The following is a 25,472-nucleotide window of genomic DNA, read 5'->3' on the forward strand; positions in this document are numbered from 1 at the left end:
GGGCGGACTGCTCCATGCCGCCCAGGCCGCGTCGCAGCAGCTGGCTGCGCTGCCGCAGCAGCCTGCCGTAACGACTCAGCAGGTCGCCGTAGAGCGGCTCGAGCTGGAGCACCACCCGGTCCAGCCACTGGCGACGGCCGGCAGGTTCCCCCCGCACCAGGTCCAGGTCCAGGGCGCTGAAGCTGACGCAGCGCAGGGAACCCAGCAGATCCAGCTGGCGTTCGAGGATCTTGCCGTTGCGGCGGGCCTGGCGGCCGCCGGAGCGCCGCAGCTCGAGCTGCAGCTCGTCCCCCGCCGCCGTCCGGCCGCGCACGACGGCGGCCGGACATCCCTGCTGGATCAGATCCCGATCGGAGCCCGTGCGATGGGAGCGCAGGGACCCCAGCAGCTCGACGGATTCGAGCAGGTTGGATTTTCCCTCGCCGTTCGGCCCGAGCACCAGCAACCTGGGGGCCTCCAGGCTGAGGTCGAGCCGCGCGATGTTGCGGAACTGCAGCAGCTCGAGGCGTTGCAGCCGGATGGGTCCCGAGGCGGTGAGCGGCTAAGGTAGGGCCTCCGGGAACGAATCCCGGTGGTGGGCATGTAGCTCAGTTGGATAGAGCATCAGATTCCGGTTCTGAGGGTCGGGGGTTCGAGTCCCTCCATGCTCGTTGAGCCCACGCCCTGGCCTCGACGCCCATTCCCCGCTGCTGCGGGACTTTCACCTTCCGGCCGGAACCGGAAGGCTTTTTTGTTGCTGGGCCGCCCACGGCCCGCGGTCAGAGCCACAGCCCCATGGCCCGGATCCCGCCCGGATCCACGATGAACCCCTGGCGCTCGAGGGCCTTGAGCGACCCCGGCGGTGCCGACAGGGACACGCTGCAGCCGGAGAGTTCCCGCCGCAGCCGGGCCAGGGAGGCCTGCACCAGCGCCAGCATCACCTGGTCCCGGGTGGGCTCGGCCGGATCGGTGCTCAGGTCCCAGAGGTTGGCGTTGAGCGCCAGGTCGCTGGTGGCGCGCACGAAGCCCACCAGATGGCCCTGGGGATCCTCCACGCCCAGGTGCCAGAGGCTGCGCTCCAGGGCCCGTTGCCAGCGCTCGGGAGTCCGGGGGGCATCACCGGCCGCCGCAAGCAGGTGGTTCAGGGCCCGCGGATCCGGCCAGGGATCGAGCAGGAGCCGGTAGCCCTCCTGCAGACGGGGGGGCGGGGTTGGCGGACGGAAGGGGATCAACAGGGAGCCCAGGGTGATCGCTTGCGAGGGGTCAGCCGGTGTTGCGCATGCCGGCGGCAATGCCGTTGATGGTGAGCAGGGCGCCCCTGAGCAGTTCACTCCGGCTGTAGGTGCGGCCATCGCCGCTGCCGGTGGCAGCCTCGCTCATCGGGGGCTGTCGGTTCTGGTCGCGCAACCGCCGCAGCAGGGCGACCTGGAGGAACCCCAGGGGCACGATGGTGCGGTTGCGCAGATCCACCGACAGTTGCAGGGCGGGATCGCTGTCCAGCAGGCGCTGATGGCCGGTGATGGCCAGCACCAGATCGCGCGTCAGATCGAACTCCGCGGCAATCGTGGCGAAGATCTGCTCGAAGGCCTCACGGCGCTCGGGCCGGCCCAGGGCCTGCACGTAATGGTGGGCCAGGTCGATGTCGACCTTCGAGAGGGTCATCTCCACCTTCGAGATCAGCATCCGGAAGAACGGCCAGCGCTGGTAGAGCAGGCGCAGCAATTCCAGCTGCTCGGGATCCTGATCCAGCTCATCCCGCAGGGCGGCCCCCACCCCGAACCAGCTCGGGAGCAGGAAGCGGCTCTGGGTCCAGCCGAACACCCACGGAATGGCCCGCAGACTGGAGAGATCCTTGGCGCCGCTCTTGCGACGGGCCGGACGGCTGGAGATCTGGAGTTTGCTGATCTCCTCGATCGGGGTGCACTGCTGGAAGAAGGCCACCAGGTCGGGGTTGTCATGCACCAGGGTCCGGTAGAAGTCGCGGGAGCGGGCCGCCAGCCGCCCCATCAGCTCGTTCCAGCTGGGGGTGTTGTCCACCGGTGTGCTCACCAGGCTGTTCTGCAGCACCGCGGTGGTGAGGGTCTCGAGGTTGTAGAGAGCCAGCTCGGGCAGGGAGTATTTGGACGCCAGCACCTCCCCCTGCTCGGTGATCTTGATCCTTCCGCTCAGGGTGCCGTTGGGCTGGGCGAGGATCGCCTGGTAGGCCGGCCCACCACCGCGGCTCACGGATCCACCCCGGCCGTGAAAGATCCGCAGGGCCACATCGTGCTCGGTTGCGAGCTGTTGCAGGGCGATCTGGGCCTTGTGGATCTCCCAGTTGCTGGAGAGAAAGCCGGAATCCTTGTTGCTGTCCGAGTAGCCGAGCATCACCTCCTGAAGGGGCTGGCCGGTCTCCCCGCTGGCCAGCAGGTGGCGGTAGAAGGGCTGGCTGAACAGCTGGGCCATCACCTCCGGAGCGCGCTGGAGGTCCTCGACGGTCTCGAACAGCGGCACCACCAGCAGGCTCGAGCGCTGGGCCACGGGGTCCACCAGACCCGCCTCCTTGGCCAGCAGCAGAACTTCCAGCAGATCCGAGACCGTGTGACTCATGGAGATCACGTAGGTGCTGCAGATCCGTGTGCCGAACTCCTGCTGGAGGCGCTGCACCATGCGCAGCACCGCGAAGGTCTCGGCCGTCGTGGGGGTCCAGCTGGCTGCCGGTGGGAGCAGGGGCCGCCGGGTCTGCAGCTCGCCCAGCAGCCAGGCCACCCGCTGTTCCTCGTCCATCTCCCCGTAGGGCACGGGCAGCTGCAGGTAGCGACTGAGCTCGTCGAGGGCGTCGCTGTGGCGGGTGCTCTCCTGGCGGATGTCGAGGCTGGCCAGGCAGAAGGCGAAGATCTGCACCTGGCTGATCAGGTGCTGCAGCGATTCGCAGCTCAGGCCGGTGCTCTCCAGGCTCTGGAGCACCAGTTCGAGGTCGGTGCGGAACTCATCCACTGCTCCGTAGTGGAGCTCCTGCACCGGTGAGCCGCTGAGGTTGCCGATCGAGGCGGGCAGGGTGGCGAGGCCGTCACAGGGCGATTCCCAGCCCCCATCGGCCAGGAGCTGGTTGCGCCCATGGGTGAGCCGGAGCCGCTCGAGCACGTAGCTCAGCTTGAGGCGGTAGGGCTCGAGGCGGTAGCGGGCAGCCCGTTCCTCGTAGATCTCCGGGAAGCGGAGCCGGTCCATCTCCAGGGATTCCAGCAGCGCCGGACTGACCTGACTCCACTGCATCGAGATGCTGAGCTGGTCCCGCAGTTCACCGACGGCCTTGATGTAGCGCTCCAGCATCAGCTGGCGCTGGAAGCAGGCCGTGCGCCAGGTGATCTCCGGGGTCACCGACGGGTTGCCGTCCCGGTCGGCCCCCACCCAGGAGCCGAAGGTGCAGAAGGAGTCGCGGGGGGCCTCCACGTCGGGGTAGGTGTCGAGCAGCGCCGAGCGGATCCGCTGGCGCAGCAGCGGCATGGCTTCGAAGAGCACCTGCTGGAAGTAGTGGAGGGCGTAGTCGACCTCATCGAGCACGGTGGGCTTGAACTGGTGCAGTTCGTCGGTGCGCCACCACAGCCGGATCTCCTCCTCCAGCTGGAGCCGCAGGCTCTGCCGCTCCACCCGGTTGAGTCCGCTGCCCTGTTCGAGCGTCTGGATCAGGGTGGCCACGCGCCGTTGCTTGTGGCGCACGGTGTGCCGCACGATTTCGGTGGGGTGGGCCGTGAACACCAGGCGCAGGTCCAGATTGCGCAGCAGGTTCTCGATCTGGGCCGGCGGAACATTCAGGTTGCGCAGGCGTTCGAACAGCTGCCGGAATGTGGCCGGTTCGGTCTGGCTGGCGAGGGGTGGCAGGAAGGGATCGCTGGAGGCCGCCTCCGGCAGCGTCTTGAGGCTGTCGAGGTAGCTGTCTTCCTCGATGTGCTGTTCGAGGATGTTGACCAGCTGAAAGTAAAGCGAGAAGGCCCGCGCCGCGGCGATGGCCTCGGCCAGGTCCATCTCCCGGATCAACTGGACGATGGCGTCGGCCGTGTCGGCGACCGCGGTGCCGGATTCGCTGGGATCGCTGAGCTGCTTGAGGCGCAGCAGCCGCTCGGCGTGGCTCGGCGGGCACTCGCTGCGCAGCACCGTTTCCCAAAGGTCCTCGACCAGCTCCAGCCGCTCCCCCAGCAGCCGGGTCGCCCGCTGCGAGGGTTCGACGACGGGAGGCACGAACTGCCGCATGGAGGCTGGTCGGTCGTCGCTGGTGGTGAGGATCATCCCAAAAGGCCCAGTGCTGCGTCTGTGCCCGTCATGGCGGCGAGTTCATCCTCCTGCTCCACCATGACCCTGACCTCGTCGGCCACGATCGCACGGATCGTTTCACCGTTCCGGTGACGGCCCAGCCAGCGCATGGCCTGGTTGCCCTGCTCCAGCACCGCCTCCAGCGGTTCGATCACCGGCGTGAGGCCGAAGGCCGCGGCCAGGGGGGCAACCTCCTCGAGCAGCTGCCGCAGCCAGGCGCGCGCCTGGATCGGCGTGCCGTCGCGCCAGTGGCGCAGCGTGGCGTCCAGGCTGGACCGGGCCGCGGCGCGGTCGTTGGCGTCGGCCAGGCGGGCCAGCTCATCGGTGTCCAGCCGGCTGGCCCGCAGAGGGTCCCACTGCTCGGGGTCGTTCTGGGCCAGCCGCACACGGAGCTCCGCCAGGGCCGTGATCGCCAGCAGCAGAACCGGGTCACTGACCAGGTCGCAGATGCGGATCTCCAGCCGGTTGAGGCCGTAGGGGCGGTCTTCCCCGTTGGGGCGCACGGAGGTCCAGAAATGCCGCACGTTCTGCATGGTGCCGCGCTGCAGCTGCTGCTCCATCCAGTCGACGTAGTGCCCGTGGCTGAGGAACAGGGGCACCTCGGCGGGTGTGAGGGGGAACTGGAGCCAGCGCTGGGAGTGGGCACCGGTGACGGCGCCGTCGAGAAAGGGGGAGCTGGCGCTGAGGGCCAGCAGCAGGGAGGCCTCACAGCGCAGCAGCCGCAGGCCGGCAAACAGCGGCTCCATGGCGGTGAGTCCGAGATTGATGTGGACGCTGGCCGTCACCACACGGGTGCCGTAGGTCTGCTCGATGTAGTCGTGGTAGGGGTTGGCGGGGTCGGACCGCTCGAAGTGGCCACTGTCCCCCAGGCTGAGGGTGCTGCCGGGCAGCAGGGTGAGGTCCCGCTGCTGCAGCCAGCGCCGCAGGCGTCGCCGCGGCTCGAGCAGCAGGCTGAGCTGGCGGGCGTAACTCGCCTCCGGGGGTGTGATGTATTCCAGGTTGCGGTGGTCCGGCTCGGTGACGAACCCCTGCAGGGCTGCCGCGGCCTCTGCTGAGCAGCCCACCACCGTGCCATCACGGCGGCCGGTGTAGAGCTCCACTTCGAAGCCCTTGAGCAGCAGGGGGGCGACCGTGGTCGTCTGTGGCGCGTCGGGTTGGTTCACTCCAGGCAGGCCAGGGCCTTGAGCATGCCTCGGGCCTTGTTGAGGGTCTCCTGATACTCCGCCGCTGGGCGGGAATCGGCCACCAGGCCGGCTCCTGCCTGCACCTGGACCCGCCAGGAGCCATCGGCGGTCGGTTGGACCACCATGGTGCGAATGGTGATGGCGGTGTTGAGCGCGCCGCCCAGGTCCACGGCCCCGTAGACCCCCGAGTAGGGCCCGCGTGCATCGGGCTCGAGGTCATGGATCAGCTGCATGGCCCGGATCTTCGGGGCGCCACTCACGGTGCCGGCCGGGAAGGCCGCCATCAGCAGATCCCACACCGATTTGTCCGGGGCCAGCAGACCCTCGACCTGGCTGACGATGTGCATCACATGGGAATAGCGCTCGATCACCATCAGATCGGTGACCCGGACGGTCCCCGGCCGGCACACCCGGCCCAGGTCATTGCGGCCCAGGTCCACCAGCATCACGTGCTCGGCCCGTTCCTTCGGATCCGCCAGCAGCTCGGCCTCCAGGGCCCGGTCCTCCGCCTCGTCGGCGCCGCGCGGTCGGGTGCCCGCGATCGGCCGCAGGGAGGCCTGGATGCTCCCTCCGGCCACCGGTTCCGCCTTGACCATGACCTCAGGGCTGGAGCCGATCAGGTGCCAGTCGCCGAAATTGAAGAAGGCCATGTAGGGGGAGGGGTTCACCATCCGCAGGCTGCGGTACAGCTCGAAGGGATCCCGGCTGAACCGGCTCTCCAGCCGCTGGCTGAGCACGAGCTGGAAGACGTCCCCGGCGGCGATATGGTCCCGGGCCCGCTCCACGGCCGACTCGAAATCGGCCCGGCTGCGGTTGCTGGTGGCCTTGATCTCGGTGGACTGGCTGTCATGCCACTGCAGGGGCGTGACCCCCGCGGGCAGGGGCTCGTGCATGCGGGTTTCCAGGGCGGCGATGCGGTTGGCCGCGGCCGCGTGGGCCGTGGCCGGGTCCTCGCCGCCGCTGAGATCGGCGTAGGCGATGGCGGTGATCTGGCGCTTCACCTGGTCGAAGACCAGCAGGCTGTCGGCCAGCATCCAGCAGCCATCCGGCGGGGCTCCATCGGCGCGGGGGTGGACGGGCACGCTCGGCTCGATCCAGCGGATGAGTTCGTAGCCCCAGAAGCCGAACAGGTGGCCCACCGGGGGCAGTCCGGGGATCGGGCTGCTGCTCAGGGGCTCGAGGCAGCGGCGCAGCAGGTCGAAGGGATTGCCGCTGAGGGCCTCCTGCCGGCCATCGCGCCACTCCCGCACAGACTGCTCCCCCCGGCTGGTGAGGGTCCAGAGCGGCTCACTGACCACAAAGCTCCAGCGGCCGATGCGCTCGCCCCCCTCGACCGATTCCAGCAGCACCCCATGGGCACTGGCGGCGCCGACCTTGAGCCAGGTGGTCAGCGGCGTTTCGAGATCCGCAGGCCAGCGCTTCCAGAGCGGGATGAAGGTCTTGCCTGCCGCCACCTGATCGCGGAAGGCCTGGTCCATGGAGCCAGGGGCCATGGAAGCAGGGCGATCGGACTGCAACATCGGAGGACCGGCAGGCAAAAAAAACGGGGCGCCGGGCCCCGCCTTTATAGGAGTTGGTTGGACGACAACCGGGAGGGCTCAGGTGGGGCTCAGGCGTCGAAGGTGTTCTTACCGGTGAACTTGAGGGTCGAGGGGTTCACATTGGCACCGATGCTGCGGGGGTTGTGTCCCACGATCGGACGTCCCTCGTTGACTTTCTCGGGGAAGACACCGTCCTTGGGATGCAGGTACTCGGTGTCGCCGCCGGGGTAGATCCGGTAGATCTTGTAGTCCTCGATCCGAGGCTTGAACTTGGTGCGCAGCTGGGTGCCCAGGGCCAGGCACTGCTCCTTGCGGGCGAAATACATGAGGTTCTCGCCCTCGTTCATCTCGGCAGCGCCGCCCGTGGGGAGCTCGAAGGCCTGAGCCTTGGAGCTCGTCCAGGTGATGGCGTATTTCTCTTCGGTTTCAGCGGCGTTGAGCAGCCCGCCCGTGCTGCCGATGTACTTGGGAAGTTGACCGCTCAGCGCCGTTGCTGTCATGGCTAATTCAGGTGTCGGCAGACTGGTTCAGCGGGAAACTAGCACCGCGTTTTTGGCCCCCTCGGCCCGAGTCCCCCACTCTTCACACCCGTCAACAAACCGGCCGGGCTGAGCGTGCCGGGCCGGTTCAGCAGGCTGGGAAGAACACCGTCAGGCCGCTGCCGCTGCGTTCGGTGAGCCGCCCCCCGAGGCGTTCGAACAGCTGCTGGGTGGCCTGGCGGCTGAGCTGGAGGCTCCCGGTGGCGGGATTCCAGCTCAGCACCGGGCCCACCAGGTGACGCCGCTGGGCCTCGTGGTCGGTGCCCGCGAATCCCGCCGCCGTCCCCTCGCTGCTCAGCTGCAGCTTGAGCCGCGCCCCCGCTGGCTGCAGGGAGAGATGCACGGTGCTGCCGGCCGGCAGGCTGCGGCTGAAGCGGTCGATCAGCCCGCCGAGCATGGTTTCGAGCCTGGCCGGATCGCTCAGCACCGGCGGCAGGCCCTCGGCGATGGTGAGGCGCAGCACCAGTTCACGCCGCGCCAGCTGGCGCCCCCAGAGCTCTTCGAGGGCCCGCAGCAGCTGGCTCAGGTCGGTGCGGGCCAGCGGCGGACCCGCCTGGCCCGGCTGCTGCCCGGGCTCGCGCTGCAGCTCGGCGGCCAGGAAGATCAGGCCGAAGCGGTCGATCTGTTCGCTGCATTCCCCGTCGATCTGCTCGAGGCGCTGACGCACCACGGCGGGCAGATCGGACCGTCGCAGCAGCGAGCGGATCAGGGTGCGGATCGTCGCCAGCGGGGTGCGCACCTCGTGGGTGAGGGCTTCGAGCAGGGCCAGCTCACTGCTGACCGCCTGGGGCGTCTCCCGCCGGGGCCCATGCACCAGGGGCTGCAGGGTCAGGCTCGGCGCCATGGTCGCCAGACGGTCCGCCAGGCGGGGCCAGAACTGCGTGCCGAGGGATGGGTCGCTGTGGAGGGGGCCGAGGCGTTGCACAGCGTCGCGCAGGCCCTGGGCGGCGGCGCTGTCGGTGCGTTCCAGCCGTTGGTGGATCAGCGACAGGGCCGTGGAGAGCACCTCGGGATCGAAGCGCACCACCAGCCGGCGGGCGTTGGGGGGGCCGTCCAGGCAGAGCGCCACCTGGAGCCCCGGGGTGATCAGCAGCAGCAGGGGATCGCTGCCATCCTCCGGCTCCAGGGGAAGACGCTGAAACCCCCCGCCGCTCAGCGGCTCGGGTGCCGAACCCGGCAACAGGGGGGCGGTGGAGGGCAGCAGTTCGTCGAGCGGGGCCGGGCTCCACACCCAGCCCTGCAGGCGCTGGAGCAGCGCGGGTTCGTAGAGCGCCGGCAGAGGCGCCGCCAGCCAGAGGCCCGAAACGTTTCCACGGGGGAGGAGAAAGTCTTCCTGGAGCGTGGCCAGGGCCGCCCACCACTGGCGACGGACCCCGTCCTCGTTGCTGGATCCCGCGGGCACTCCCTCGGCCAGGCAACGCTTCAGCTGGGCGAGGCTCACCAAGACATTCAGCTCCCTACCAGCGGCTCTGGGACGAACGGCCGCGCCGGGCCACTGAGGCGCAGAGCCCCAGGGCCATGAAATTCATCAGCATGGCCGAACGGCCATAGCTCAGGAACGGCAGCGGAATGCCGGTGATGGGACCGAGGCCGATCGTCATGTTGATGTTCACCACCACCTGGAACATCAGCATCGCCCCGATGCCCACCACCACCAGCGACTCGTAATCGGTGCGGGCACGGCCGGCGATCTGCAGCAGCCGCCACATCAGCAGCACGAAGCCCACCACGACCAGGACCGAGCCGATGAAGCCGGTCTCCTCGCCGAGGGCGCTGAAGATGAAATCGGTGTGCTGTTCCGGAATGAAGCGCAGTTTGGTGAGGGAGCCCTGCATCAGTCCGGTGCCCCACAGCTGGCCACTGCCGATGCCCACGGTGCTCTGCAACAGGTGATACCCACCCCCCAGCGGGTCCTGGCCGGGGTCGAGGAAGAGGGTGAGGCGGTCGCGCTGGTGCGGCCGCAGGCCGTGCTCCCAGAGCCACGGGGTGAGCACGGCGAACAGCCCCTGCACCGCCACGCTGACAGCCAGCACCACCCGTTTCCAGGGCAGAGAGCTCCAGGCCAGCCATCCCACCAGGGGGATCCAGCCGATCAGCAGCCAGGGCAGGGTTCCCGCGGCGATGGCGCTCACGAGCGGCGACAGGAGCAGCACCACCCAGGCTCCGGGCATGCCGGCCCAGAACAGCGTCACCAGCAGCACGGCCCCGAACACCAGGGAGCTGCCGAGGTCAGGCTGGATGAACACGAGCAGCCAGGGCAGACCGATCAGGCTCACCGGACGGACCAGGTCGACCGGGCGCTCGATCGGATGGCGGGCCAGCACCTGGGCCAGCAGGAGGATCGCTCCAAGCTTGGCGAATTCGGAGGGCTGCACATAGAAGCCGCCGATGTTGATCCAGCTCTGGGCCCCCAGGGCGCTCACCCCGACGATCCGAACCGCCACGAGGCTGGCCACCAGGGCCCCGTAGATGACCCATTTGAAGGGCAGCAGCCGCTCCAGGGGCATCCGGGCCAGCAGCAGGGCCAGCCCCATCCCCACTGCTCCGGTCACCCAGTGCTGGTACCAGTCGGCGTAGTCGGCCTGGCGCTGGGTGCTGGCGATCAGGATGCCGGCCACGAGCACCATGGCCAGGGGAATGCCCCAGAGGAGCCAGTCCACGTCGGCGAGGGGGCGGCGTCGGACCCCAGGGCCGCCGGAGAACAGTCCCCGGCCGCGCCGCGGCAGGCTCAGCATCCGCTCAGGCGGCCACCGGAGCGAGCGTGGCGATCCTGGCGGCCAGATCGAGGAAGGCCCTGGCCGTGACTGAGTCGGGCTCGGCGATGACCACCGGGCGGCCGCTGTCCCCGGCTTCCCGCACGGGCATCTCGAGGGGCAGCTCGGCGAGCAGGGCAACCCCGGCCTCCTCAGCCAGCCGGGCGCCGCCGCCACTGCCGAAGATCGGGTAGCGCTTCTCCGGGGCATCGGGAGGAATGAACCCGCTCATGTTCTCCACCACCCCGAGCACGTTCACGCCCATCTGGAGGAACATCGCCAGGCCGCGGCGGGCGTCGGCGAGGGAGACCTCCTGCGGGGTGGTCACCACGATCACGCCGGCCATCGGCACGGCCTGGGCCAGGGTGAGCTGGGCATCGCCCGTACCGGGTGGAAGGTCCACCACCACGACATCGCGCTCGCCCCAGTCGACCTGATAGAGGAACTGGCGGATGATGCCGTTGAGCATCGGCCCCCGCCAGATCACGGGCTGGTTCGCGTCGATCAGCAGGCCCATGGAGACCACGGCGATGCCGCAGCTGGGGATGGGGACCAGCACCTGGCCGGCGCCTTCGCCGCGCACCTCCGGGGTGCGGTCGGCCACGCCGAGCATGGTGGGGGCGTTGGGGCCGTAGATGTCGGCGTCCAGCAGGCCCACCCGCAGTCCGGTGCGGGCCAGGGCGCAGGCCAGGTTCACGGCCACCGTGCTCTTGCCCACGCCACCCTTGCCGCTGCTCACGGCAATCACCTGCCGCACCCCCGGGATCGGCTGGCGTTCCGGCAGCTGGCCGTGGCCTCCAGGACCATGACCGGCCGCCCCGATCGGGGCTCCAGCCGAGGCCGCGGCGGCGGGCTGGGCCAGCTCGATCTGCACGTCATCGATCCCCTCGAGGCTGAGCAGGGCCTCGCGGGCCTCGGCCACGATGCGGTCGCGCTGGCTCTGGGCAAAGCTGGGCAAGGCGAGGCGGATCACGGCCCGCTGCCCCTGCAGGCGCGGCTCCTGGATCCAGCCCAGCTCGAGCAGGTTGCGGCCGCTGCCGGCGTCCTTCACGGCGGTGAGGGCGGCTTGGGCCTGCTCAGCAGTGGCCATCCAACCAGGGTTCAGGGAGGCCGATCCTAGGTGTCCTCACCGGGGTGACTGCCGTGACAGAGCCTCTCGAACACTTGTGAAGCGGTCCGTCAGGCTGAAATGGTGAACCTGATTGGAGGCGCCGTTCGGGCGCGGTGCGATGCAGAAGGACCTGTTGACGCGAGGGGACAGCAGTCTCGCCGGCGGCAAAGCCGAGGCGTCGCCGCTGGAGGCTCCCCCGGCAGACTCCCGCGCCAGGGCCAGGGCCCTGTTGATGGGGCTGCAGGATTCCATCTGCGCGGGTCTCGAGACGGTCGATGGCGAGGGTCGCTTCGCTGAGGAGAGCTGGGTGAGGCCCGAGGGTGGCGGTGGCCGCTCGCGGGTGATGAAGGAGGGCCGCGTCTTCGAGCAGGGGGGCGTCAACTTCTCGGAAGTGGAGGGATCGGAGCTGCCCCCGTCGATCCTCAGTCAGCGACCCGAGGCCCGCGGTCACAACTGGTTTGCCACCGGCACCTCGATGGTGCTCCACCCCCGCAATCCCTACATCCCCACCGTCCATCTCAACTACCGCTACTTCGAGGCCGGTCCGGTGTGGTGGTTCGGCGGTGGCGCCGATCTCACCCCGTACTACCCGTTCCTCGAGGATGCCCGCCACTTCCACCGCACCCTCAAGGCCGCCTGCGACAGCGTCAATCCGGCGTACTACCAGGTGTTCAAACCCTGGTGCGACGAATACTTCTTCCTCAAACACCGCCAGGAAACCCGCGGGGTGGGGGGGATCTTCTACGACTACCAGGATCCCCGTGGTGTGCTCTACAAGGGCCAGGATCCGGAGGGGCCAGCCGCGGCGGTGAGTCGGAGGCTCGGCCCGATCGCCCAGGGGTGGGAGCAGCTGTTCCAGCTGGCCAGTGCCTGTGGAAATGGGTTCCTGCCCAGCTATGTGCCGATCGCCGAAAGGCGCCAGGGTCTCGCCTACGGCGATCGGGAACGGGAGTTTCAGTTGTACCGCCGCGGGCGCTACGTGGAGTTCAATCTGGTGTTCGATCGCGGCACGATCTTCGGCCTCCAGACCAATGGCCGCACCGAATCGATCCTGATGTCCCTTCCTCCCCTGGTGCGCTGGGAGTACGGCTACCAGCCCGAGGCCGGCAGCCGCGAAGCCCTGCTCACCGATCTGTTCACTCGGCCTCAGGACTGGCTGGAGGACCCGGCACTCGAGGGGCGCTGCGCTCCGCACCAGGCGGTGCACTGACGAGCGGCCTGAGCCCTGCAGCAGCGGTGGGGATCGATCCCGCTCCCACGGGCTGGGCCGGAAATCTCCCCGGCCCGCGATCCAGGCCCTGCTCCAGGGCCTCCACCACCCGGCGGGCGATCGCCTCCACGGCGGCGTCGCGGCGGGAGGGGTCCCGGAGGGTGCGCTCGAGGGCTCCCTCCAGCTTGCCGATCTCCAGGATGGCGATCCCGCGGCGGGGAGCCCCGAGACCCTCGCGGTAGTGCAGCGGATAGGAGCCGAAGGCGAGGGCAAGGCTCTCATCGAGCCGGCTGGGCTGGCGATGCAGGGGCGGGATCAACCCCGAGCCGACCCCATCGGGGCCGTAGGCGTCGTAATGGATCTCGAGGGCATAACCTCCCGCCGCGGCATGGGCCTTGCCCACGCTCCAGTTGGTGCGGGGGTCGTCGCCGTCGGCGATGGTGCGCACGGGGGGCTCATAGAGCCGGATCGCCAGGCCGCGTTGCCGCCCCAGGGCCACCACGGCCCGGGCGGTGACGAGATTCCAGTACAGCTCGTCGCGGATCCCCGGCTGCATCGGGCGTGCCCCCAGCCGATCCACCGCCTCGCCGGCCGTGCCGGCCCCGGCGATGCCCTGGGAGTCGGCATGGCCGGCCATCACCAGGATCTCGGTGCCCGCGGCAAGGGGCCGCAGGCCGACCCAGTCCTTGTTGCGGCTGAGGCGACTGCGGGGGCCGGTGAGCGGATCGGGATCCAGCAGCATCGGCGCGCGGGCGATCGCTCCAGGCACGCTCAGCAGGGCGGCCAGGCCGATCAGCAGCAGGGCTCTGGGGTGGGCCATGGCGATCCGCTAGATGGGTGAGCTGAGCAGATTGGCATCACTGAACAGCCCCAGCTTCGGCCCGAGCTCCAGTTCCAGGGCGATCAGCTCGTCCCGGTGGGCGCGCAGCCGCAGGGCGCTGCCGGTGGCCTGGTCATGGCTGATCAGGCGCAGTTCGACGGTTTCGGCCCGTGCGGCCCGGCGCCGGTAGAGCACCCCTGCCAGGGGGCCCAGGGCCACCAGGATCAGGGGCCACCAGCCCAGGGCGGGCTCGATCTGCCGCACCACCAGGCCGAGGCAGCCGGCTCCCACGCCCCCCAGCAGCGACAGGAGACCGGCCAGTAGCGCGCTCGAGCGGACCTGGCCGCGGAAGCGCAGGCTGCGGTGCTCGGGGTTGGTCTCCTCTGCCGTCCAGCCCCGTTGCTGAAGCCAGCTGCTCAGGCTTTCGAGCACCTCCAGGGGAGGACGGGAGGAGCGGACCTCCACCGTGGTGGTGCGGTCCTTGCTGGCGGCCCGCAGAAAGAAGACCAGCCCCACCGCGAGCAGCAGGGTCAGGACCAGGGTGGAGCCGGTGGGATTCATGGAGCTGCAGAACTCAACCCATTCTGCGGGGAGGCTCCGGTGGGCGGCGTCCAACATGGACCCGGTTCCACCCCTGTGCCCTTCCCTCGCCATGACTGCCGCCCCCCCCAGCAACCTGCCCGAGCCGGCCCGGTTCGCCGTCTTCGACGGTGATCTCGATGCGGAATGGGCCGCCCTCTATGCCGGAGCGCGGGCCCTGGCCGTGGACACCGAGGCGATGGGCCTGATCCATGGCCGCGATCGGCTCTGCCTGGTGCAGATCTGCGATGACGCCGACAACGTCTGCTGCATCCGGCTGGCCCGTGGTCAGCAGCGGGCTCCCCTCCTCCAGGCCTTGATGGAGAACCCCGCCATCGAGAAGGTGTTCCACTTCGCCCGCTTCGACGTGGCAGCCCTGGCCGAGAACCTCGGGATGGCGGTGGATCCCATCTTCTGCACCAAGATCGGCAGCCGGCTGGGCCGCACCTACAGCCCCCGCCATGGCCTCAAGGACGTGGTGCAGGAGCTGGTGGGGGTTGAACTGGACAAGCGGGCCCAGAGTTCCGACTGGGGGCAGGTGGAGGACCTCAGCGAGGCACAGCTGGCCTACGCCGCCGGGGATGTGCGCTACCTGCTCCCGGCCCGCGACCGGCTGGAGACGATGCTGCGCCGCGAGGAGCGCTGGGAGCTGGCGCAGCGCTGCTTCCGCTGCCTGCCGGTGTTGGCCGATCTGGACCGGCAACGCTTCCCGCTGCTGTTCGAGCATTCCAGCGGCGGCAACCGCTGAGCGGGGCAGGCTTCAGTCCTCCAGCATGAAGTGTTCGTCGTTGCCGACGGCCTCCAGCAGGGAGGAGAGCAGTTCGTGGGTGGAGGCACTGCCGCTGCTGGCCGCTGCCAGCATCTCCTCGGCCAGGGCCAGTTTGTCCGCCCCGTCCCGTATTCCGGCGGCGGCGGCCTGGACGTCGACCTTGCGGCGAGCGGAGGCCAGACTCACCCCCAGGACGCTGGCGAGGCGGCTGCAGGCGATGGTGTAAGCCCGATCCTGGATGCCGGCCATCGGTGGAGACCCTCGGGAATGAGGGGCATCATCCCAGTCGGTCGGTTCGCAGCAGCCGCTGCTCGATCAGCTCGGCCAGGCGATCACTGCCTCCCGGCGGGCCCATGCGGTGCCGGCCGATCCGGCCGAGCCGTGCGCGCAGGCCTGGATCTGCCAGCCAGCGGCTGAGCTGTTCGACCAGTTCGGCCGAGCCATGGCAGGGCTGCACCGCGCCCCCCAGCAGGCGACTCTGGCGGCGGGCGAAGCCCGCCTTGAACTGGGGCCCCGGGCCAGGCAGCGACAGCGCCGGCACCCCCAGCCCGGTGAGCTGTTCGGTCGCCGTGCCCGCGGTGGCCAGGCCCAGCTCCGCCCAGCGGGCCCAGCGGCCGAAGCAGCCCGAACCCAGCAGCAGGGTGAGGGGCCCACGGCCCCAGCGGCTGTCGGCACCCGTGCCGGCCCGCTCGGGGTCCGGGGGCAGGGGACGCCAACCCCTTGCGGTCAGCAGGGTGTGCCACTCGGTGGCGGTTGGCCGGGAGGTGCTGGCCACCAGCAGGGCCGTCGGTCCCTGGGGCCGCCACTGCTCCAGGGCTGTCAGCATCCGGGCCGCATTCTCCAGGGCCTCCGGCATCCGACTTCCCGCCAGCAGCAGCAGCCGCTGCTGGCGGGCGAGCCAGGCCGGAGGAGCATCGGCCGCCTCGAAACCGTCGGTCATGGGGTTGCCGGGAGCCAGGGCCGCCACCCCGCGACGCCGCAGCCCCCGGGCCGTGAGCCGATCGCGCACCGCGACCAGGCGGCAGCGCCTGTGGCCCATCAGCCGCCACTCCCAGGGATCCCACTCGCTGCCCTTGCAGGCGTGATAGCCGTCCGCCAGGGGAGTGGCTCCCCAGCCCGGCGGAGGCGGCGACGCCCAAGTGAAGTCGCTCTTCGGTGTGCCGATGAACCCGAACGGCGCGCCGCTGGCCCAGGCCAGCAGGAGGGGAAGCAGGTCTCCCACCGCGAGCACGGGGGCGCCGCTGCGGCCCCATGCCCGCACCCACTGCCACTGCCGCCAGCTCAGCTGGGGGAGTCCGGCCGCCAGATCACGCCTCAGCCCGCTGAGGCTCTGGTTGCTGAATCCGCCGCTGGGCAGGGAGCGCCGCGGACCGACCCGGCGCACCAGGCCGCCCTCCTCCGCGGACGCGAAGCTCTGCCCTTCGCCGACCAGGGGCAGCACGGCGATCTCGAGTCCGGCCAGCCGGCGGTGCAGCGCCTCCACGAGCCGCAGGGCGATGGCATCCTCCCCGTGGCCGTTGCTCAGGACCAGCAGCGGGGGGGGCATGCCATGGCTGATACGATCCGCTCACGGGAGTTTGATCCCTGGCCGGCGGCATGGCCAAGTGGTAAGGCAGAGGATTGCAAATCCTTTACCCCCAGTTCGAATCTGGGTGCCGCCTCTCTTCTTTCCTGCCTCATTTCTCCCCTCAACGGTCCTTCAACGCCGACATTGCCGCACACCAGGCTGACCATGGCCGGTCGGATGTCTAGCTTCAGGGCCATGTCGGCTTCTCCAGCCATGCGTCCAGCCCATCCCGGCTTCCCAGCCGTCCGCCGGGGCCGTGTGCTCGCCGGTCTGATCGTCGTGGCCATGGCGGGCGCTGGCGCCCTCTCGGCTTCCCCGGCAGGGGCGTGTGAGCGCCATCTCGACGGCCACCAGAGCGGGTCCCAGACCCAGTCCGAGGTGATGGGGGGGCGCTGAAGGGCTAGCGCCTCGCTTCCGCCTCCCAGCTGGCACCACCGCTGGTGCTCCTGGCCTCGCAGCGCAGCTGCCGTTCCTCCAGCCGGCATGAACCCCGGGCCAGGTGCGTTCGCGGCAGGCTGATCAGCAGGCCCCGGGGGCTGTAGCGGCTCGCGGCGACCGTGGTCACGGTGAGGCTGGTGGGCCACTGGGGATCACAGCGGGCTTCGCGGTTGCAGCGCATCGGTTCCTGGCCCGTGGCCAGCTGGCCCACGAAGATCAGTTGTTCCACCGCCACATCCTCTGCCACCCCCGTGGAGAGGAACCGCACGGTGAGCATGCCCTCCAGGTTCTGCTCCAGCCTGATCGCCCGGCAGGTCTGGGGTCTCGCGCCGCTGTCCGGGGCCTGGGCTTCGGTCCGCAAGGTGCAGGTGTTGGTCTCGGCCTCCCAGCGTCCGTAGCCCTCGGCCGAGGCCGGCGCCAGCACCCCGAGGAGGCCCAGCACGAACCAGGGCAGCGTCAGTAACCCGAGTCGGCGACGCAGTGGCCCTGGCAGCTGATGCCATTGCTGGCCGTGCGGCCGCAGTGGCCGCAGAGCACCGGATCGCTGCCGGGCTGCGGCTGGGAAGGGGAGGAGCACGGGGGGTGGACGAACGGGGTGGTCGGGGCCTGTGGGGGCAGGGTGCTCATAGTGGCCGCATCGGAGCAGGCAGACCGTTTCACCATGGCGCATTCACCCCCGTCGTCGCCCGTCTTGCCCGCCTCTGCAGGCTTGCCGGGCATCGGCGTGGGCACCTGGGCGTGGGGCAACCAGTTCCTCTGGGGGTATGACCCCAGCCAGGATGGGCAGCTGGAGGCCACGTTCCGCCGCGCCGTGGAGCTCGGGCTGCGGTTCTTCGACACGGCGGACTCCTACGGCACGGGCCGCCTCAACGGCCGCAGTGAAACCTTGCTGGGCCGGTTCTGTGCCGGCCTCGACCCTGCCCAGCGGTCCCGGCTGTGCCTGGCGACCAAGTTGGCGCCCTTCCCCTGGCGCCTGGGCCGGCAGGGCTTCGCGCGAGCGTTCGCGGCCTCCCGGAAGCGCCTGCAGGGCCAGCTGGATCGGGTGCAGCTGCACTGGAGCACCTCCCGCTACGCCCCCTGGCAGGAAGGGCCCCTGCTCGATGGCCTGGCGGATCTGGTGCTCCGGGGTGAGGTGTCCTCCCTGGGGGTCTCGAACATGGGGCCGCAGCGCCTCCGCCGGATCCATGGCCAGCTGGCTCGGCGGGGCGTGCCCCTGACCAGCCTGCAGGTGCAGTTCTCGCTGCTCTGTCCGGGAGGGATCGAGCCGGGTGGGGTCGTGGAGGTCTGCCGCGAGCTGGGGATTGAGCTGATTGCCTACAGCCCCCTGGCCCTGGGGTTGCTCGGCCGCGGCCCTGGTGAGTCCGTCCCCCGTGGTCCCCGGGGAGCCCTGTTCCGTCGGCTGGCGCCGGAGGTGGCGCCGCTGCTGGCGACCATGGCGGCGGTGGCGGCTCCCCATGGGGCCCCACTGGCCGCCGTGGCGCTGAACTGGTGCCGCTCCCACGGCGCCATGCCGATCCCGGGTCTGCGGAGCCCCGAGCAGGTCGAGGGGGTGGCGGAAGCCCTCTGCTGGCAGCTCGAGCCTGCGGCACGGGACGCCCTGGACCGTCAGGCCCGGCAGCTGCGCCGGCGCATGCCCGGAAATCCCTTCACCAGCGCCTGAGCGCTCTCCTGGGCCGGAGGCCTGAGCTGGGCCGAGCGGCCGCCGGCCGGCCTCAGGAGGCGGCGGGCTCGGGCGTGAGCACCACCGGCATCGCCTGGGGCCGCACCAGGGGGCTGACCGCCAGGCTGCCTGGATCCCCCAGCTCCTCCATCGCCGCCAGCGACGGCGCGGCCTCAGGGCCACAGGCCTGGAGGGCCTCCTGCAGGAGCGAATCGAACGTGGCCCCCTGCAGACGGTGGCGGGCCAGTTCCATGAAGACCCGGGCGAGGGATTCGCCGGCCGCTGCGCGCAGAGCCGGATTGTTGCTGCGCAGCTCCTGCTCCTCTTCGATCGCACGGATGAAGCGCTCCGTCACCTCGCGCTTGGTGTTGGCGCGGATGCGGGTGTCCTGCTCCGCCGGGGTCAGCGCGGTCCGGGCCTCCAGCTCGGCCAGGCGCCTGCGCAGGCTGTCGAGCACCTCGTGCACTTCCTTGGCGATATGGGCGAGCTGCCCGTCGGAGAGTCGCGGCAGGTCAGCGACGTAGACCTTGCCATGGTCCCGGAGGGTGAGGAACGTGGGCCGCATGCCGCCCCGCAGGGCGGCGGGGACGGGATCCCGCGGACGGTTTGGCCGGGCGGGCGGAACCGGGCCGGCCGAACTGCGGCGCCGGGTGATGCGTTGGCCGGAGGTCAGGGAGGTCTGGGGACTATTCATGCGGGACTACTCAGGCGAAAACCACGTTCAGAGCTGGGCATCAACGGCGCTGGCTCGGGCCCTGGGCTGTCAGCGAGGCGGGTGGCGAGGCTGACGACGGTGCTGGGGGCGGTGCCGGAGGAGGGCGACGGCCAAGGACGGTGATCGGGTTCGAAAAGCGGTTGCACACCTCATTGCACGCCACCTCCTCCCGTCAAGGCCTCGTCTCTCGACTGCGGACTGTATGCCGTGATGCCGTGGGAACGGCTGCCAGCCAACCCGCCGGGCCTTGGGACATCCAATCTGACGCAGCCCTCCGTCAGCTGGGCAGACCCACCAGAACCGGATCGCCTGGCTGCCGGGTCACCACCTCGCCCAGGGGCCAGGCCTCGTAGCCGGCCTCCCTGCAGGTCGCCAGCGCCAGGGTCAGGGCATCGGCAGGCACCACCAGGCAGAAACCCACCCCGAGATTGAAGGTGTTCCAGAGGTCGGGTTCGGGGACATCCCCGGCCTCCTGCAGCCAGCGGAACACCGGGGGACGCTCCCAGCTGGCCGGATTCAGCAGGGCCTGGACCCCGTCCGGCAGGCAGCGGGGCAGATTCTCCGGCAATCCCCCTCCGGTGATGTGGGCCATGCCCCGGATGGGCACGGCCGCCTGGAGCAGGGACCTGACCAGGGCTCCGTAGAGCCGGGTCGGAGTCAGCAGGGTGTCGATGAGGGGGGCGTCCCCTCCGGGCAGTGGGGTCGCGGTGCCGACACCCCGGGCCTCGAGGATCCGGCGCACCAGGCTGAACCCGTTGCTGTGCACACCGCTGCTGGCCACGCCGATGATCCTGTCCCCTGCCGCAATGGAGCGGCCGTCGATCAGGGCGCTCGCCTCGACCACGGCCACGCAGAATCCCGCCAGGTCGTAGCGACCGGGTCCGTAGAACCCCGGCATTTCGGCGGTTTCGCCCCCCAGGAGTGCGCATCCGCTCTGGCGACAACCGTCGGCGATGCCCTCCACCACCTCGGCCATCGCTTCGGGGCTGAGCTTGCCGGTGGCGATGTAGTCGAGAAAGAACAGGGGCTCGGCGCCGCTGGTGATGACGTCGTTGACGCACATGGCGACCAGATCGATTCCCACCGCGTGGTGCCGGCCATGGGCCTGGGCCAGCTCCAGCTTGGTCCCCACCCCGTCGGTCCCGGACACCAGCAGGGGCTCCCGCAGGCCTGACGGCAGGCGGCAGAGGCCCCCGAAGCCCCCAAGGCCGCCCACCACCTCAGGGCGCCGGGTGGCCTCGACGCTGCTGCGGATGCGCTCCACGAAGGCGCGGCCTGCGACCACGTCGACGCCGGCAGTGCGGTAATCCATCGCTCGAGTCCCGATCCAGGCTGGCAACGATCCTCCAACGCCACGGGCCGGCCGCTGCCCCACCAGACAGGCGCCGCGCAAGTGGTCAATCCGTCGATCGGCACATGCGGCAATCAGTGTGCCTTATGGAGGCCATTGGGTTGCCTGATTGATCGGCGCCGGCTCCAGCGCCTCGAGCCCTGCTGGGGCCTTGTGAGTCTGGTGTGATGACCATTTCTGATCGGTGCTGCCTGTTGCGTTGCTCACCAAATTGCCTGTCTGATCCAGTTAGGTTTGCGCCGTCGTTATTCCCGTCAGGAACTCCGCAGGCGAATTCGCTTCCTGAGTGGCCCCATTCCACCGGCTCCGGAACACCAGATCTTCTGGAGTTTCTGGAGCCCGGATAAGAGCCCAAGCGAATCCAACGCCGGTGAGCCATCCCCAAAGGGGTGGTTGCTGGTCTCCAGCGAGTTTCGCCCGTTATGCGCCGAACCTTCTCGCTAGGGGCTCTTGCCCTGCTTCTCTCCGGCAGCGCCTTGGTTCCCGCCATCGCCGATTCCGCCCTCGCGACCACCCGGGAGCTCGCTCTCCCCGCTGCAGGTCTCGAGCCCGCCGGGACTCCCACCGGGACCCGGGTCGCCATCCGCGACACCGAGCTGGTCCCCACCGTCGAGGACGCCCCCCAGCCCGTGGCTCCTCCGGTGCGGATCGCCCCCACCCCAGCACCGGCACCCTCTCCTCGGGTCGTCAAGGTGATCCAGGGTCAGGCCAGCTGGTATGGCCCCGGCTTCTATGGCAACCGCACGGCCAACGGTGAGGTCTTCCGACGCGGCACCCTCACCGCGGCCCATCGCACCCTCCCGTTCGGCACCAAGGTGCGGGTCACCAACCTCCGCAACGGCCGCACCACCGTGGTTCGGATCAACGACCGGGGGCCCTTCCACGGCAACCGGGTGATCGACCTGGCCCATGGCGCCGCTTCCGAGGTTGGCCTCACTGCCAGTGGCGTCGCCCAGGTGAAGCTCGAAGTCCTGCGCTGATCCGCAGCCCAGCACGGCTGGCTGTCTGGCTGAACCGCCCATCCGCCAATCTGGCGGGTGGGTTTTTTCATGTCCCCAGGGATCGTCCGTGCACCTGCTCCTGACCTGCCACGACCTCGCTGCCTGGCGGCAGCGGCAGGAGGCTCCGATCCACTTCGTTCCCACGATGGGTGCCCTGCATCAAGGGCATGAAGCGTTGATCCATGCCGCAGCCCGACCGGTGGCGGGCCGGGAGCCCGTGGTGCTGGTGAGCGTCTTCGTGAATCCGCTCCAGTTCGGTCCCCAGGAGGACTTCGGGCGCTACCCCCGCAACCTCGATGCCGATGCAGGGGTGGCTGCCGCAGCGGGCGCTGCGGCGTTGTTCGCGCCGGAGGCGGCTGAGCTCTATCCGGCGGGGGAGGCGGGCCTGACCCGGGTCCAGCCGCCGTCCTCACTGCGGCGGTCTCTCTGCGCCCCCCTGCGGCCGGGCCACTTCGAGGGGGTGGCCACCGTGGTGGTCCGCCTCCTGGCCCTGATCCGCCCCGAGCGCCTGCTGCTGGGGGAGAAGGACTGGCAGCAGCTCGTGATCCTCCGCCGGGTGGTGCGCGATCTGGGGCTGCCCGTGCAGGTGCAGGGCTGTGCCACGGTGCGGGAGGCCGATGGGCTGGCCTGCAGCTCCCGCAACCGCTACCTCTCCGCCGACCAGCGGACCCAGGCCGGGGCCCTGCCAAGGGCGCTGAAGATCGCGTCCAGCCAGTCCGGCCTGCCTGGCGGTGCGATCACCGGGGGCTTGCGGCAGCGTCTCGAGGCCGCCGGGCTGGAGGTGGAGTACGCCGAACTGGTGATGGCCCATAGTCTGGAGCCCGTCGACCGGGTGGCAGGGTTGTGTCTGCTGGCGAGCGCCGTCCGATGCGGCCCGGGTCGCCTGATCGATCACACCTTTCTGATGAGCCGTTCGCCGATCGTTGCCATTGATGGCCCTGCCGGGGCGGGGAAGAGCACGGTGACCCGCGCCTTCGCCCGACGTCTCGGCCTGATCTACCTCGACACCGGGGCGATGTACCGCGCCGTCACCTGGTGGGTGCAGCACCTGGGGGCGGATCCCGCCCTGCCGGAGGCCGTGGCGGCGGCATTGGCCGGCCTCGATCTGCAGATCTCCGCGGCCGCGGAGGGGGCCCAGCAGGTCTGCATCAATGGCCACGACGTCACCGAGGCGATCCGCAGCCCTGAGGTGACGGCGCAGGTCTCCGCCGTGGCCGCCCACGGCTGCGTGCGCGACGCCCTCACGGCTCAGCAGCAGGCCATGGGCTCCCGCGGCGGACTGGTGGCCGAGGGACGGGACATCGGCACGGCTGTCTTCCCGGACGCCGACCTCAAGGTGTTTCTCACCGCCACGGTGGCCGAGCGGGCCCGGCGCCGGGCGCAGGACCTCGAGGCCCGTGGCTTTGCCGTCCCATCCCAGCCGGTCCTCGAGGCCGAGATCGCCGAGCGGGACCACCGTGATGCCACCCGGGCCGTGGCCCCCCTGCGGATGGCCGACGATGCGGTGGAGCTGGTCACCGACGGCATGGCCATCGAGGCGGTGATCCAGGCCCTGGTGGATCTGTTCCGTGACCGGGTGCCCCACGATGCCTGGCCGGATCCGGACCCGCAGCCCTGACACGGGCCTTGGGGCGCCGTCACCCCGGGCGGTGGTGCTCCAGCAGTCCCACGCAGGCGTCCGCGAGCAGGTCGAGCACATGCTCGAAACCCTCCGGCCCGCCGTAGTAGGGATCCGGCACCTCCTCGGCCCGCAGTCGTCGGCCATAGGCTGTGAGGGGCTCGATCCTGGCAAGCCCGGGGCGGCCGCCCAACTCCTGGGCGAGGGCACGCACGCTCGCCAGGTTGTCCTGGTCCATCGTGAGGATGTGATCGAAGCCGGTCAGATCCCCCAGGGTGATCTGGCGGGCCCGGCTGGTCAGATCGATGCCCCGTTGCCGGGCCGCCGCGCGCATGCGGGCATCGGCCGGCTTGCCGCTGTGCCAGCCGCCGGTGCCGGCCGAATCCACCTCGAAGTGCTCCTCGAGACCCTCCCGGGCCAGCAGATGGCGAAACACCCCTTCCGCTGCGGGAGAGCGGCAGATGTTGCCGAGGCAGACAAACAGGACGCGGGTCGGTTCCGTCAAGGGCGGCGCAGGCGTGCAAGGGCCAACTCTGCCCGCAGGCAGACCACGGGGGGATTCTCCTCAGCCGCTCTGCAGAGCGCCTGCAGGCCCTCGAGGCCGCGTTGCCAGGCCGGGGAGTCCCTGACCTGGCCGTGCCCCAGGGATTCCAGACCGACGGCCACGGCGTAGCGCACCACCCATTCGCCGTCGTGGGTGGCCGCCAGCAGGGCGTCCAGGCAGCGCTGCCGCACCTGGAGGCGCTCCTGCTGCTCCAGGGGTTCCAGCCGCAGCTGGCCCAGCCCCCGGGCCGCCGCCCGCCGCACACTCGCCGCCACGTCGGTGCCCAGGGCCTCCACCAACAGGTCCAGGCCGCGCACATCCCCGATGCCGGCCAGGGCCCGCACGGCCCAGGCCCTGGCGCCGTAGTTCTGGGCATCCAGCTGGAGCAGCGCTTCGACGGCTCCAGGGCCGAGGGCAATCAGGCCCTCCACCGCCGTCACGGCGGCGCCGGGGTTGTTGAACCCAAGCACCTCCACCAGGGTGGGGGCGGCCCCCAGCTGACGGCTGGCTGCCAGCTCCCGGGTGGCCACCACCAGGGCGAGGCTGTCGTCGGCGTCCCGGACGGCGGCGATCAAGCTCCCCAGATCCACGGCAGGGGCTGGGCCGTTCCTCTCCTGGCTGTCCAAGACCTCTCCTTCCATGGCCTCTCCTTCGACGGCCTCTTCTTCCATGGGGGCGCGGTTCTGGCGAAGGTTCATGCTCACAGCTGCAGGGTCATCAAGAGGAGGTCACAGGAGGGCGTCCATGCAGGCCAGCAGCTCCTCCTCCCCGGGGTCACCGTGGCCCCGCTCCACCAGACCCCGCAGGGCGATCAGCTTGAGGCTGTTCTCCGCCAGGGTTGCGCTGATGGCCTGATGGGCCCGGCGCCATCCCGCCGCTCCGAGGTCCATGAGGGCGGCGCGGCGCACCTGCAGCTGGGGATGGCCCAGCAGCTCCACCAGGATGTGGCCCCAGCGTTCCTCCCCGGTGAGCTGGAGCAGGGCCCGGGCCGTGGCGCTGCGGATCAGGGGGCGGGGGTGCTCGATGAAGGGCTGGATCACGCCGATCACCTCGGGGCTGGCGGTACCGATCTCGCCGATGGCCTCGATCAGGGCTTCGCAGGGTTCGACCAGCCGCGGGCTGTTCGGCTGCAGGGCGCCGGCGCCGGCCGGACCACTCGCCAGCCGGCGGCAGAGGGCCTCCACCGCCTCTGCGGCGCGGAGTTCTCCCAGGGCCCGGCCCGCCGCCTCCCGCAGCCCGTCATCCGGGTCCTCCAGGGTGTCGAGGAGGTCCGGAATGGCCGTCTCGGCCGCCGGCCCCAGCTTGCCCATGGCCCTGGCGGCGTTCCGGGCCACGGCGTTCTCCTCCACCCCGGCTCCCGGGTCCCGTGGGCGCCGTTGTCGCAGGGCCATGCGCAGCAGCGGGATGGTGTCGGGGTGCTGGCTGCGCATGCGCCCGAGCCACCAGGCGGCGTAGTACTGCTGGGAGGGATCCTCGCTCTGGCGGAGTCGCTCGAGCGCCTCCGTCTCACTGATGGGCGAGCCCGTGGTTGGGCCCGCGGCTGAGTCCATCCGTGGGGCCCCTGCCGTCGAGGCCGCCGAAGTTCTTGGATCAGAAGCCGCCATAGGGGTCAGATGCAGCCATGAAGGATCACCGCCAGCGCGGGAATGGGGGCTGGGGCGGTGCGGACAGGCTGAGGATTGGATGATGACAGGTCATGAAAAAGGCCCCCGAGCGGGGGCCAGAGGAGCCGAGGTAAGAACCCTTGAGGAGGGATTTCAGACGAGGGCGGCGATGGCGTAGTCGATGTAGTTGTTGGCGATGACA

General features: G+C 70.2%; 25 protein-coding genes, 2 tRNA genes and 1 pseudogene. 8 read left to right on the forward strand and 20 right to left on the reverse strand.

The annotated features are described in order from the left end of the window. Positions 1–445: DNA replication/repair protein RecF (locus tag ACLD7X_RS11445; RefSeq protein WP_482763987.1), on the reverse strand; the 445-nt coding region annotated here is incomplete at its 3' end. Positions 446–576: 131 nt separating this feature from the next. Here ACLD7X_RS11445 and ACLD7X_RS11450 point away from each other — a divergent pair. Then, a tRNA-Arg gene (locus ACLD7X_RS11450) sits at positions 577–650 on the forward strand. A gap of 108 nt (positions 651–758) precedes the next feature. On the opposite strand, the gene ACLD7X_RS11455 is transcribed toward ACLD7X_RS11450, so the two are convergent. From ACLD7X_RS11455 to ACLD7X_RS11490, 8 genes are all read right to left on the reverse strand, one after another. Next, complete coding sequence (locus tag ACLD7X_RS11455) at positions 759–1,211, reverse strand: hypothetical protein (protein ID WP_411423764.1); 453 nt, start codon at positions 1,209–1,211, stop codon at positions 759–761. A 31-nt stretch (positions 1,212–1,242) separates the two neighbouring features. Continuing rightward, positions 1,243–4,242 carry a phosphoenolpyruvate carboxylase gene (gene ppc, locus ACLD7X_RS11460; RefSeq protein WP_411423765.1) on the reverse strand — a complete coding sequence of 1,000 codons (3,000 nt, stop codon included), beginning with the start codon at positions 4,240–4,242 and terminating at the stop codon, positions 1,243–1,245. After that, the gene (gene gshA, locus ACLD7X_RS11465; RefSeq protein ID WP_411423766.1) at positions 4,239–5,429 is read right to left on the reverse strand and encodes a glutamate--cysteine ligase; all 1,191 of its coding nucleotides are present in this window, start codon (positions 5,427–5,429) and stop codon (positions 4,239–4,241) included. Before gshA ends, ppc begins: the two co-directional genes overlap by 4 nt. Beyond that, positions 5,426–6,943: an anthranilate synthase component I family protein gene (locus ACLD7X_RS11470; protein ID WP_412007025.1), complete on the reverse strand. Its 1,518-nt coding sequence runs from the start codon at positions 6,941–6,943 to the stop codon at positions 5,426–5,428. Before ACLD7X_RS11470 ends, gshA begins: the two co-directional genes overlap by 4 nt. Positions 6,944–7,059: 116 nt before the next feature. Beyond that, positions 7,060–7,491, reverse strand: coding sequence for a photosystem I reaction center subunit II PsaD (gene psaD, locus ACLD7X_RS11475; protein ID WP_411423767.1), 432 nt, complete (start codon positions 7,489–7,491; stop codon positions 7,060–7,062). Positions 7,492–7,618: 127 nt separating this feature from the next. Further along, on the reverse strand, positions 7,619–8,971 hold the full coding sequence (locus ACLD7X_RS11480; protein WP_411423786.1) for a sensor histidine kinase: 1,353 nt from the start codon (positions 8,969–8,971) through the stop codon (positions 7,619–7,621). Between the two features lie 16 nt (positions 8,972–8,987). Then, complete coding sequence (rodA, locus tag ACLD7X_RS11485; protein WP_411423768.1) at positions 8,988–10,265, reverse strand: rod shape-determining protein RodA; 1,278 nt, start codon at positions 10,263–10,265, stop codon at positions 8,988–8,990. 4 nt (positions 10,266–10,269) lie between these two features. Next, positions 10,270–11,373 (reverse strand): Mrp/NBP35 family ATP-binding protein, encoded by a 1,104-nt coding sequence (locus tag ACLD7X_RS11490; RefSeq protein ID WP_411423769.1) that lies wholly within the window; start codon positions 11,371–11,373, stop codon positions 10,270–10,272. Between the two features lie 112 nt (positions 11,374–11,485). Between ACLD7X_RS11490 and hemF the strand changes: the two genes are divergently transcribed. Continuing rightward, positions 11,486–12,604: an oxygen-dependent coproporphyrinogen oxidase gene (hemF, locus tag ACLD7X_RS11495; RefSeq protein ID WP_425625184.1), complete on the forward strand. Its 1,119-nt coding sequence runs from the start codon at positions 11,486–11,488 to the stop codon at positions 12,602–12,604. Here hemF and ACLD7X_RS11500 read toward each other — a convergent pair. Next, positions 12,531–13,424 carry a hypothetical protein gene (locus ACLD7X_RS11500; protein WP_411423771.1) on the reverse strand — a complete coding sequence of 298 codons (894 nt, stop codon included), beginning with the start codon at positions 13,422–13,424 and terminating at the stop codon, positions 12,531–12,533. The genes hemF and ACLD7X_RS11500 overlap by 74 nt on opposite strands. 9 nt (positions 13,425–13,433) lie before the next feature. Next, positions 13,434–13,985, reverse strand: a complete 552-nt coding sequence (locus ACLD7X_RS11505) for a cofactor assembly of complex C subunit B (RefSeq protein WP_412007024.1) — start codon at positions 13,983–13,985, stop codon at positions 13,434–13,436. 91 nt (positions 13,986–14,076) lie between these two features. On the opposite strand from ACLD7X_RS11505, the gene ACLD7X_RS11510 reads away from it, so the two are divergent. After that, positions 14,077–14,751, forward strand: a complete 675-nt coding sequence (locus ACLD7X_RS11510; protein WP_411423787.1) for a ribonuclease D — start codon at positions 14,077–14,079, stop codon at positions 14,749–14,751. 12 nt (positions 14,752–14,763) lie between these two features. On the opposite strand, the gene ACLD7X_RS11515 is transcribed toward ACLD7X_RS11510, so the two are convergent. Continuing rightward, entirely contained in the window at positions 14,764–15,021 is a 258-nt protein-coding gene (locus tag ACLD7X_RS11515) for a hypothetical protein (RefSeq protein ID WP_411423773.1), read from the reverse strand. Positions 15,022–15,049: 28 nt separating this feature from the next. After that, positions 15,050–16,318, reverse strand: a complete 1,269-nt coding sequence (locus ACLD7X_RS11520) for a lipid-A-disaccharide synthase-related protein (protein WP_411423774.1) — start codon at positions 16,316–16,318, stop codon at positions 15,050–15,052. Positions 16,319–16,362: 44 nt separating this feature from the next. Between ACLD7X_RS11520 and ACLD7X_RS11525 the strand changes: the two genes are divergently transcribed. Together ACLD7X_RS11525 and ACLD7X_RS11530 are read left to right on the forward strand one after the other, a co-directional pair. Next, a tRNA-Cys gene (locus tag ACLD7X_RS11525) sits at positions 16,363–16,433 on the forward strand. Positions 16,434–16,552: 119 nt separating this feature from the next. Beyond that, positions 16,553–16,735, forward strand: coding sequence for a hypothetical protein (locus tag ACLD7X_RS11530; RefSeq protein WP_412007023.1), 183 nt, complete (start codon positions 16,553–16,555; stop codon positions 16,733–16,735). Positions 16,736–16,739: 4 nt separating this feature from the next. Here ACLD7X_RS11530 and ACLD7X_RS11535 read toward each other — a convergent pair whose 3' ends face one another. Together ACLD7X_RS11535 and ACLD7X_RS11540 are read right to left on the reverse strand one after the other, a co-directional pair. Beyond that, positions 16,740–17,219, reverse strand: coding sequence for a hypothetical protein (locus tag ACLD7X_RS11535; protein ID WP_411423776.1), 480 nt, complete (start codon positions 17,217–17,219; stop codon positions 16,740–16,742). Positions 17,220–17,233: 14 nt separating this feature from the next. Then, positions 17,234–17,404, reverse strand: coding sequence for a hypothetical protein (locus ACLD7X_RS11540; protein WP_412007022.1), 171 nt, complete (start codon positions 17,402–17,404; stop codon positions 17,234–17,236). A gap of 64 nt (positions 17,405–17,468) precedes the next feature. Here ACLD7X_RS11540 and ACLD7X_RS11545 point away from each other — a divergent pair, with 64 nt between their 5' ends. Then, the gene (locus ACLD7X_RS11545; protein ID WP_412007021.1) at positions 17,469–18,437 is read left to right on the forward strand and encodes an aldo/keto reductase; all 969 of its coding nucleotides are present in this window, start codon (positions 17,469–17,471) and stop codon (positions 18,435–18,437) included. A 52-nt stretch (positions 18,438–18,489) separates the two neighbouring features. Here the strand turns inward: ACLD7X_RS11545 and ACLD7X_RS11550 are convergent, their stop codons facing one another. Together ACLD7X_RS11550 and purM are read right to left on the reverse strand one after the other, a co-directional pair. After that, positions 18,490–19,131, reverse strand: a complete 642-nt coding sequence (locus ACLD7X_RS11550; RefSeq protein WP_412007020.1) for a hypothetical protein — start codon at positions 19,129–19,131, stop codon at positions 18,490–18,492. A 298-nt stretch (positions 19,132–19,429) separates the two neighbouring features. After that, positions 19,430–20,464 carry a phosphoribosylformylglycinamidine cyclo-ligase gene (purM, locus tag ACLD7X_RS11555; RefSeq protein WP_411423780.1) on the reverse strand — a complete coding sequence of 345 codons (1,035 nt, stop codon included), beginning with the start codon at positions 20,462–20,464 and terminating at the stop codon, positions 19,430–19,432. A gap of 737 nt (positions 20,465–21,201) precedes the next feature. Here purM and ACLD7X_RS11560 point away from each other — a divergent pair. Both ACLD7X_RS11560 and ACLD7X_RS11565 read left to right on the forward strand, forming a co-directional pair. Beyond that, a pseudogene (locus ACLD7X_RS11560) lies at positions 21,202–21,483 on the forward strand (septal ring lytic transglycosylase RlpA family protein); the annotation flags it as partial. A gap of 88 nt (positions 21,484–21,571) precedes the next feature. After that, positions 21,572–23,122, forward strand: a complete 1,551-nt coding sequence (locus ACLD7X_RS11565; RefSeq protein WP_411423781.1) for a bifunctional pantoate--beta-alanine ligase/(d)CMP kinase — start codon at positions 21,572–21,574, stop codon at positions 23,120–23,122. A 19-nt stretch (positions 23,123–23,141) separates the two neighbouring features. Here the strand turns inward: ACLD7X_RS11565 and ACLD7X_RS11570 are convergent, their stop codons facing one another. The 3 genes from ACLD7X_RS11570 to ACLD7X_RS11580 are packed head-to-tail and all read right to left on the reverse strand — an operon-like array spanning position 23,142 to position 25,216. Then, positions 23,142–23,627 (reverse strand): low molecular weight protein-tyrosine-phosphatase, encoded by a 486-nt coding sequence (locus ACLD7X_RS11570; RefSeq protein WP_411423782.1) that lies wholly within the window; start codon positions 23,625–23,627, stop codon positions 23,142–23,144. Next, a complete protein-coding gene (locus ACLD7X_RS11575) occupies positions 23,624–24,364 on the reverse strand; it encodes a HEAT repeat domain-containing protein (RefSeq protein ID WP_411423783.1) in 741 nt (246 codons plus the stop codon). The genes ACLD7X_RS11570 and ACLD7X_RS11575 overlap by 4 nt, the downstream gene beginning before the upstream one ends. Positions 24,365–24,394: 30 nt before the next feature. After that, complete coding sequence (locus ACLD7X_RS11580) at positions 24,395–25,216, reverse strand: HEAT repeat domain-containing protein (RefSeq protein ID WP_411423784.1); 822 nt, start codon at positions 25,214–25,216, stop codon at positions 24,395–24,397. Positions 25,217–25,472: the final 256 nt, after the last annotated feature.

Source organism: Aphanothece microscopica RSMan92 (genome assembly GCF_046613545.2).
Taxonomy (GTDB): Bacteria; Cyanobacteriota; Cyanobacteriia; order PCC-6307; family Cyanobiaceae; genus NIES-981.

Coding starts and splice junctions, on each gene's coding strand:
- psaD (WP_411423767.1), bottom strand. CDS start 7,491: ATGACAGCAACGGCGCTGAGCGGTCAACTTCCCAAGTACATCGGCAGC.
- ACLD7X_RS11520 (WP_411423774.1), bottom strand. CDS start 16,318: ATGCCCCCCCCGCTGCTGGTCCTGAGCAACGGCCACGGGGAGGATGCC.
- ACLD7X_RS11505 (WP_412007024.1), bottom strand. CDS start 13,985: ATGAATCCCACCGGCTCCACCCTGGTCCTGACCCTGCTGCTCGCGGTG.
- rodA (WP_411423768.1), bottom strand. CDS start 10,265: ATGCTGAGCCTGCCGCGGCGCGGCCGGGGACTGTTCTCCGGCGGCCCT.
- ACLD7X_RS11510 (WP_411423787.1), top strand. CDS start 14,077: ATGACTGCCGCCCCCCCCAGCAACCTGCCCGAGCCGGCCCGGTTCGCC.
- ACLD7X_RS11580 (WP_411423784.1), bottom strand. CDS start 25,216: ATGGACTCAGCCGCGGGCCCAACCACGGGCTCGCCCATCAGTGAGACG.
- ACLD7X_RS11470 (WP_412007025.1), bottom strand. CDS start 6,943: ATGGCCCCTGGCTCCATGGACCAGGCCTTCCGCGATCAGGTGGCGGCA.
- ACLD7X_RS11500 (WP_411423771.1), bottom strand. CDS start 13,424: ATGGCCCACCCCAGAGCCCTGCTGCTGATCGGCCTGGCCGCCCTGCTG.
- ACLD7X_RS11515 (WP_411423773.1), bottom strand. CDS start 15,021: ATGGCCGGCATCCAGGATCGGGCTTACACCATCGCCTGCAGCCGCCTC.
- purM (WP_411423780.1), bottom strand. CDS start 20,464: ATGGATTACCGCACTGCCGGCGTCGACGTGGTCGCAGGCCGCGCCTTC.
- ACLD7X_RS11530 (WP_412007023.1), top strand. CDS start 16,553: ATGCGTCCAGCCCATCCCGGCTTCCCAGCCGTCCGCCGGGGCCGTGTG.
- ACLD7X_RS11490 (WP_411423769.1), bottom strand. CDS start 11,373: ATGGCCACTGCTGAGCAGGCCCAAGCCGCCCTCACCGCCGTGAAGGAC.
- ACLD7X_RS11575 (WP_411423783.1), bottom strand. CDS start 24,364: ATGAACCTTCGCCAGAACCGCGCCCCCATGGAAGAAGAGGCCGTCGAA.
- ACLD7X_RS11540 (WP_412007022.1), bottom strand. CDS start 17,404: ATGAGCACCCTGCCCCCACAGGCCCCGACCACCCCGTTCGTCCACCCC.
- ppc (WP_411423765.1), bottom strand. CDS start 4,242: ATGATCCTCACCACCAGCGACGACCGACCAGCCTCCATGCGGCAGTTC.
- ACLD7X_RS11550 (WP_412007020.1), bottom strand. CDS start 19,131: ATGAATAGTCCCCAGACCTCCCTGACCTCCGGCCAACGCATCACCCGG.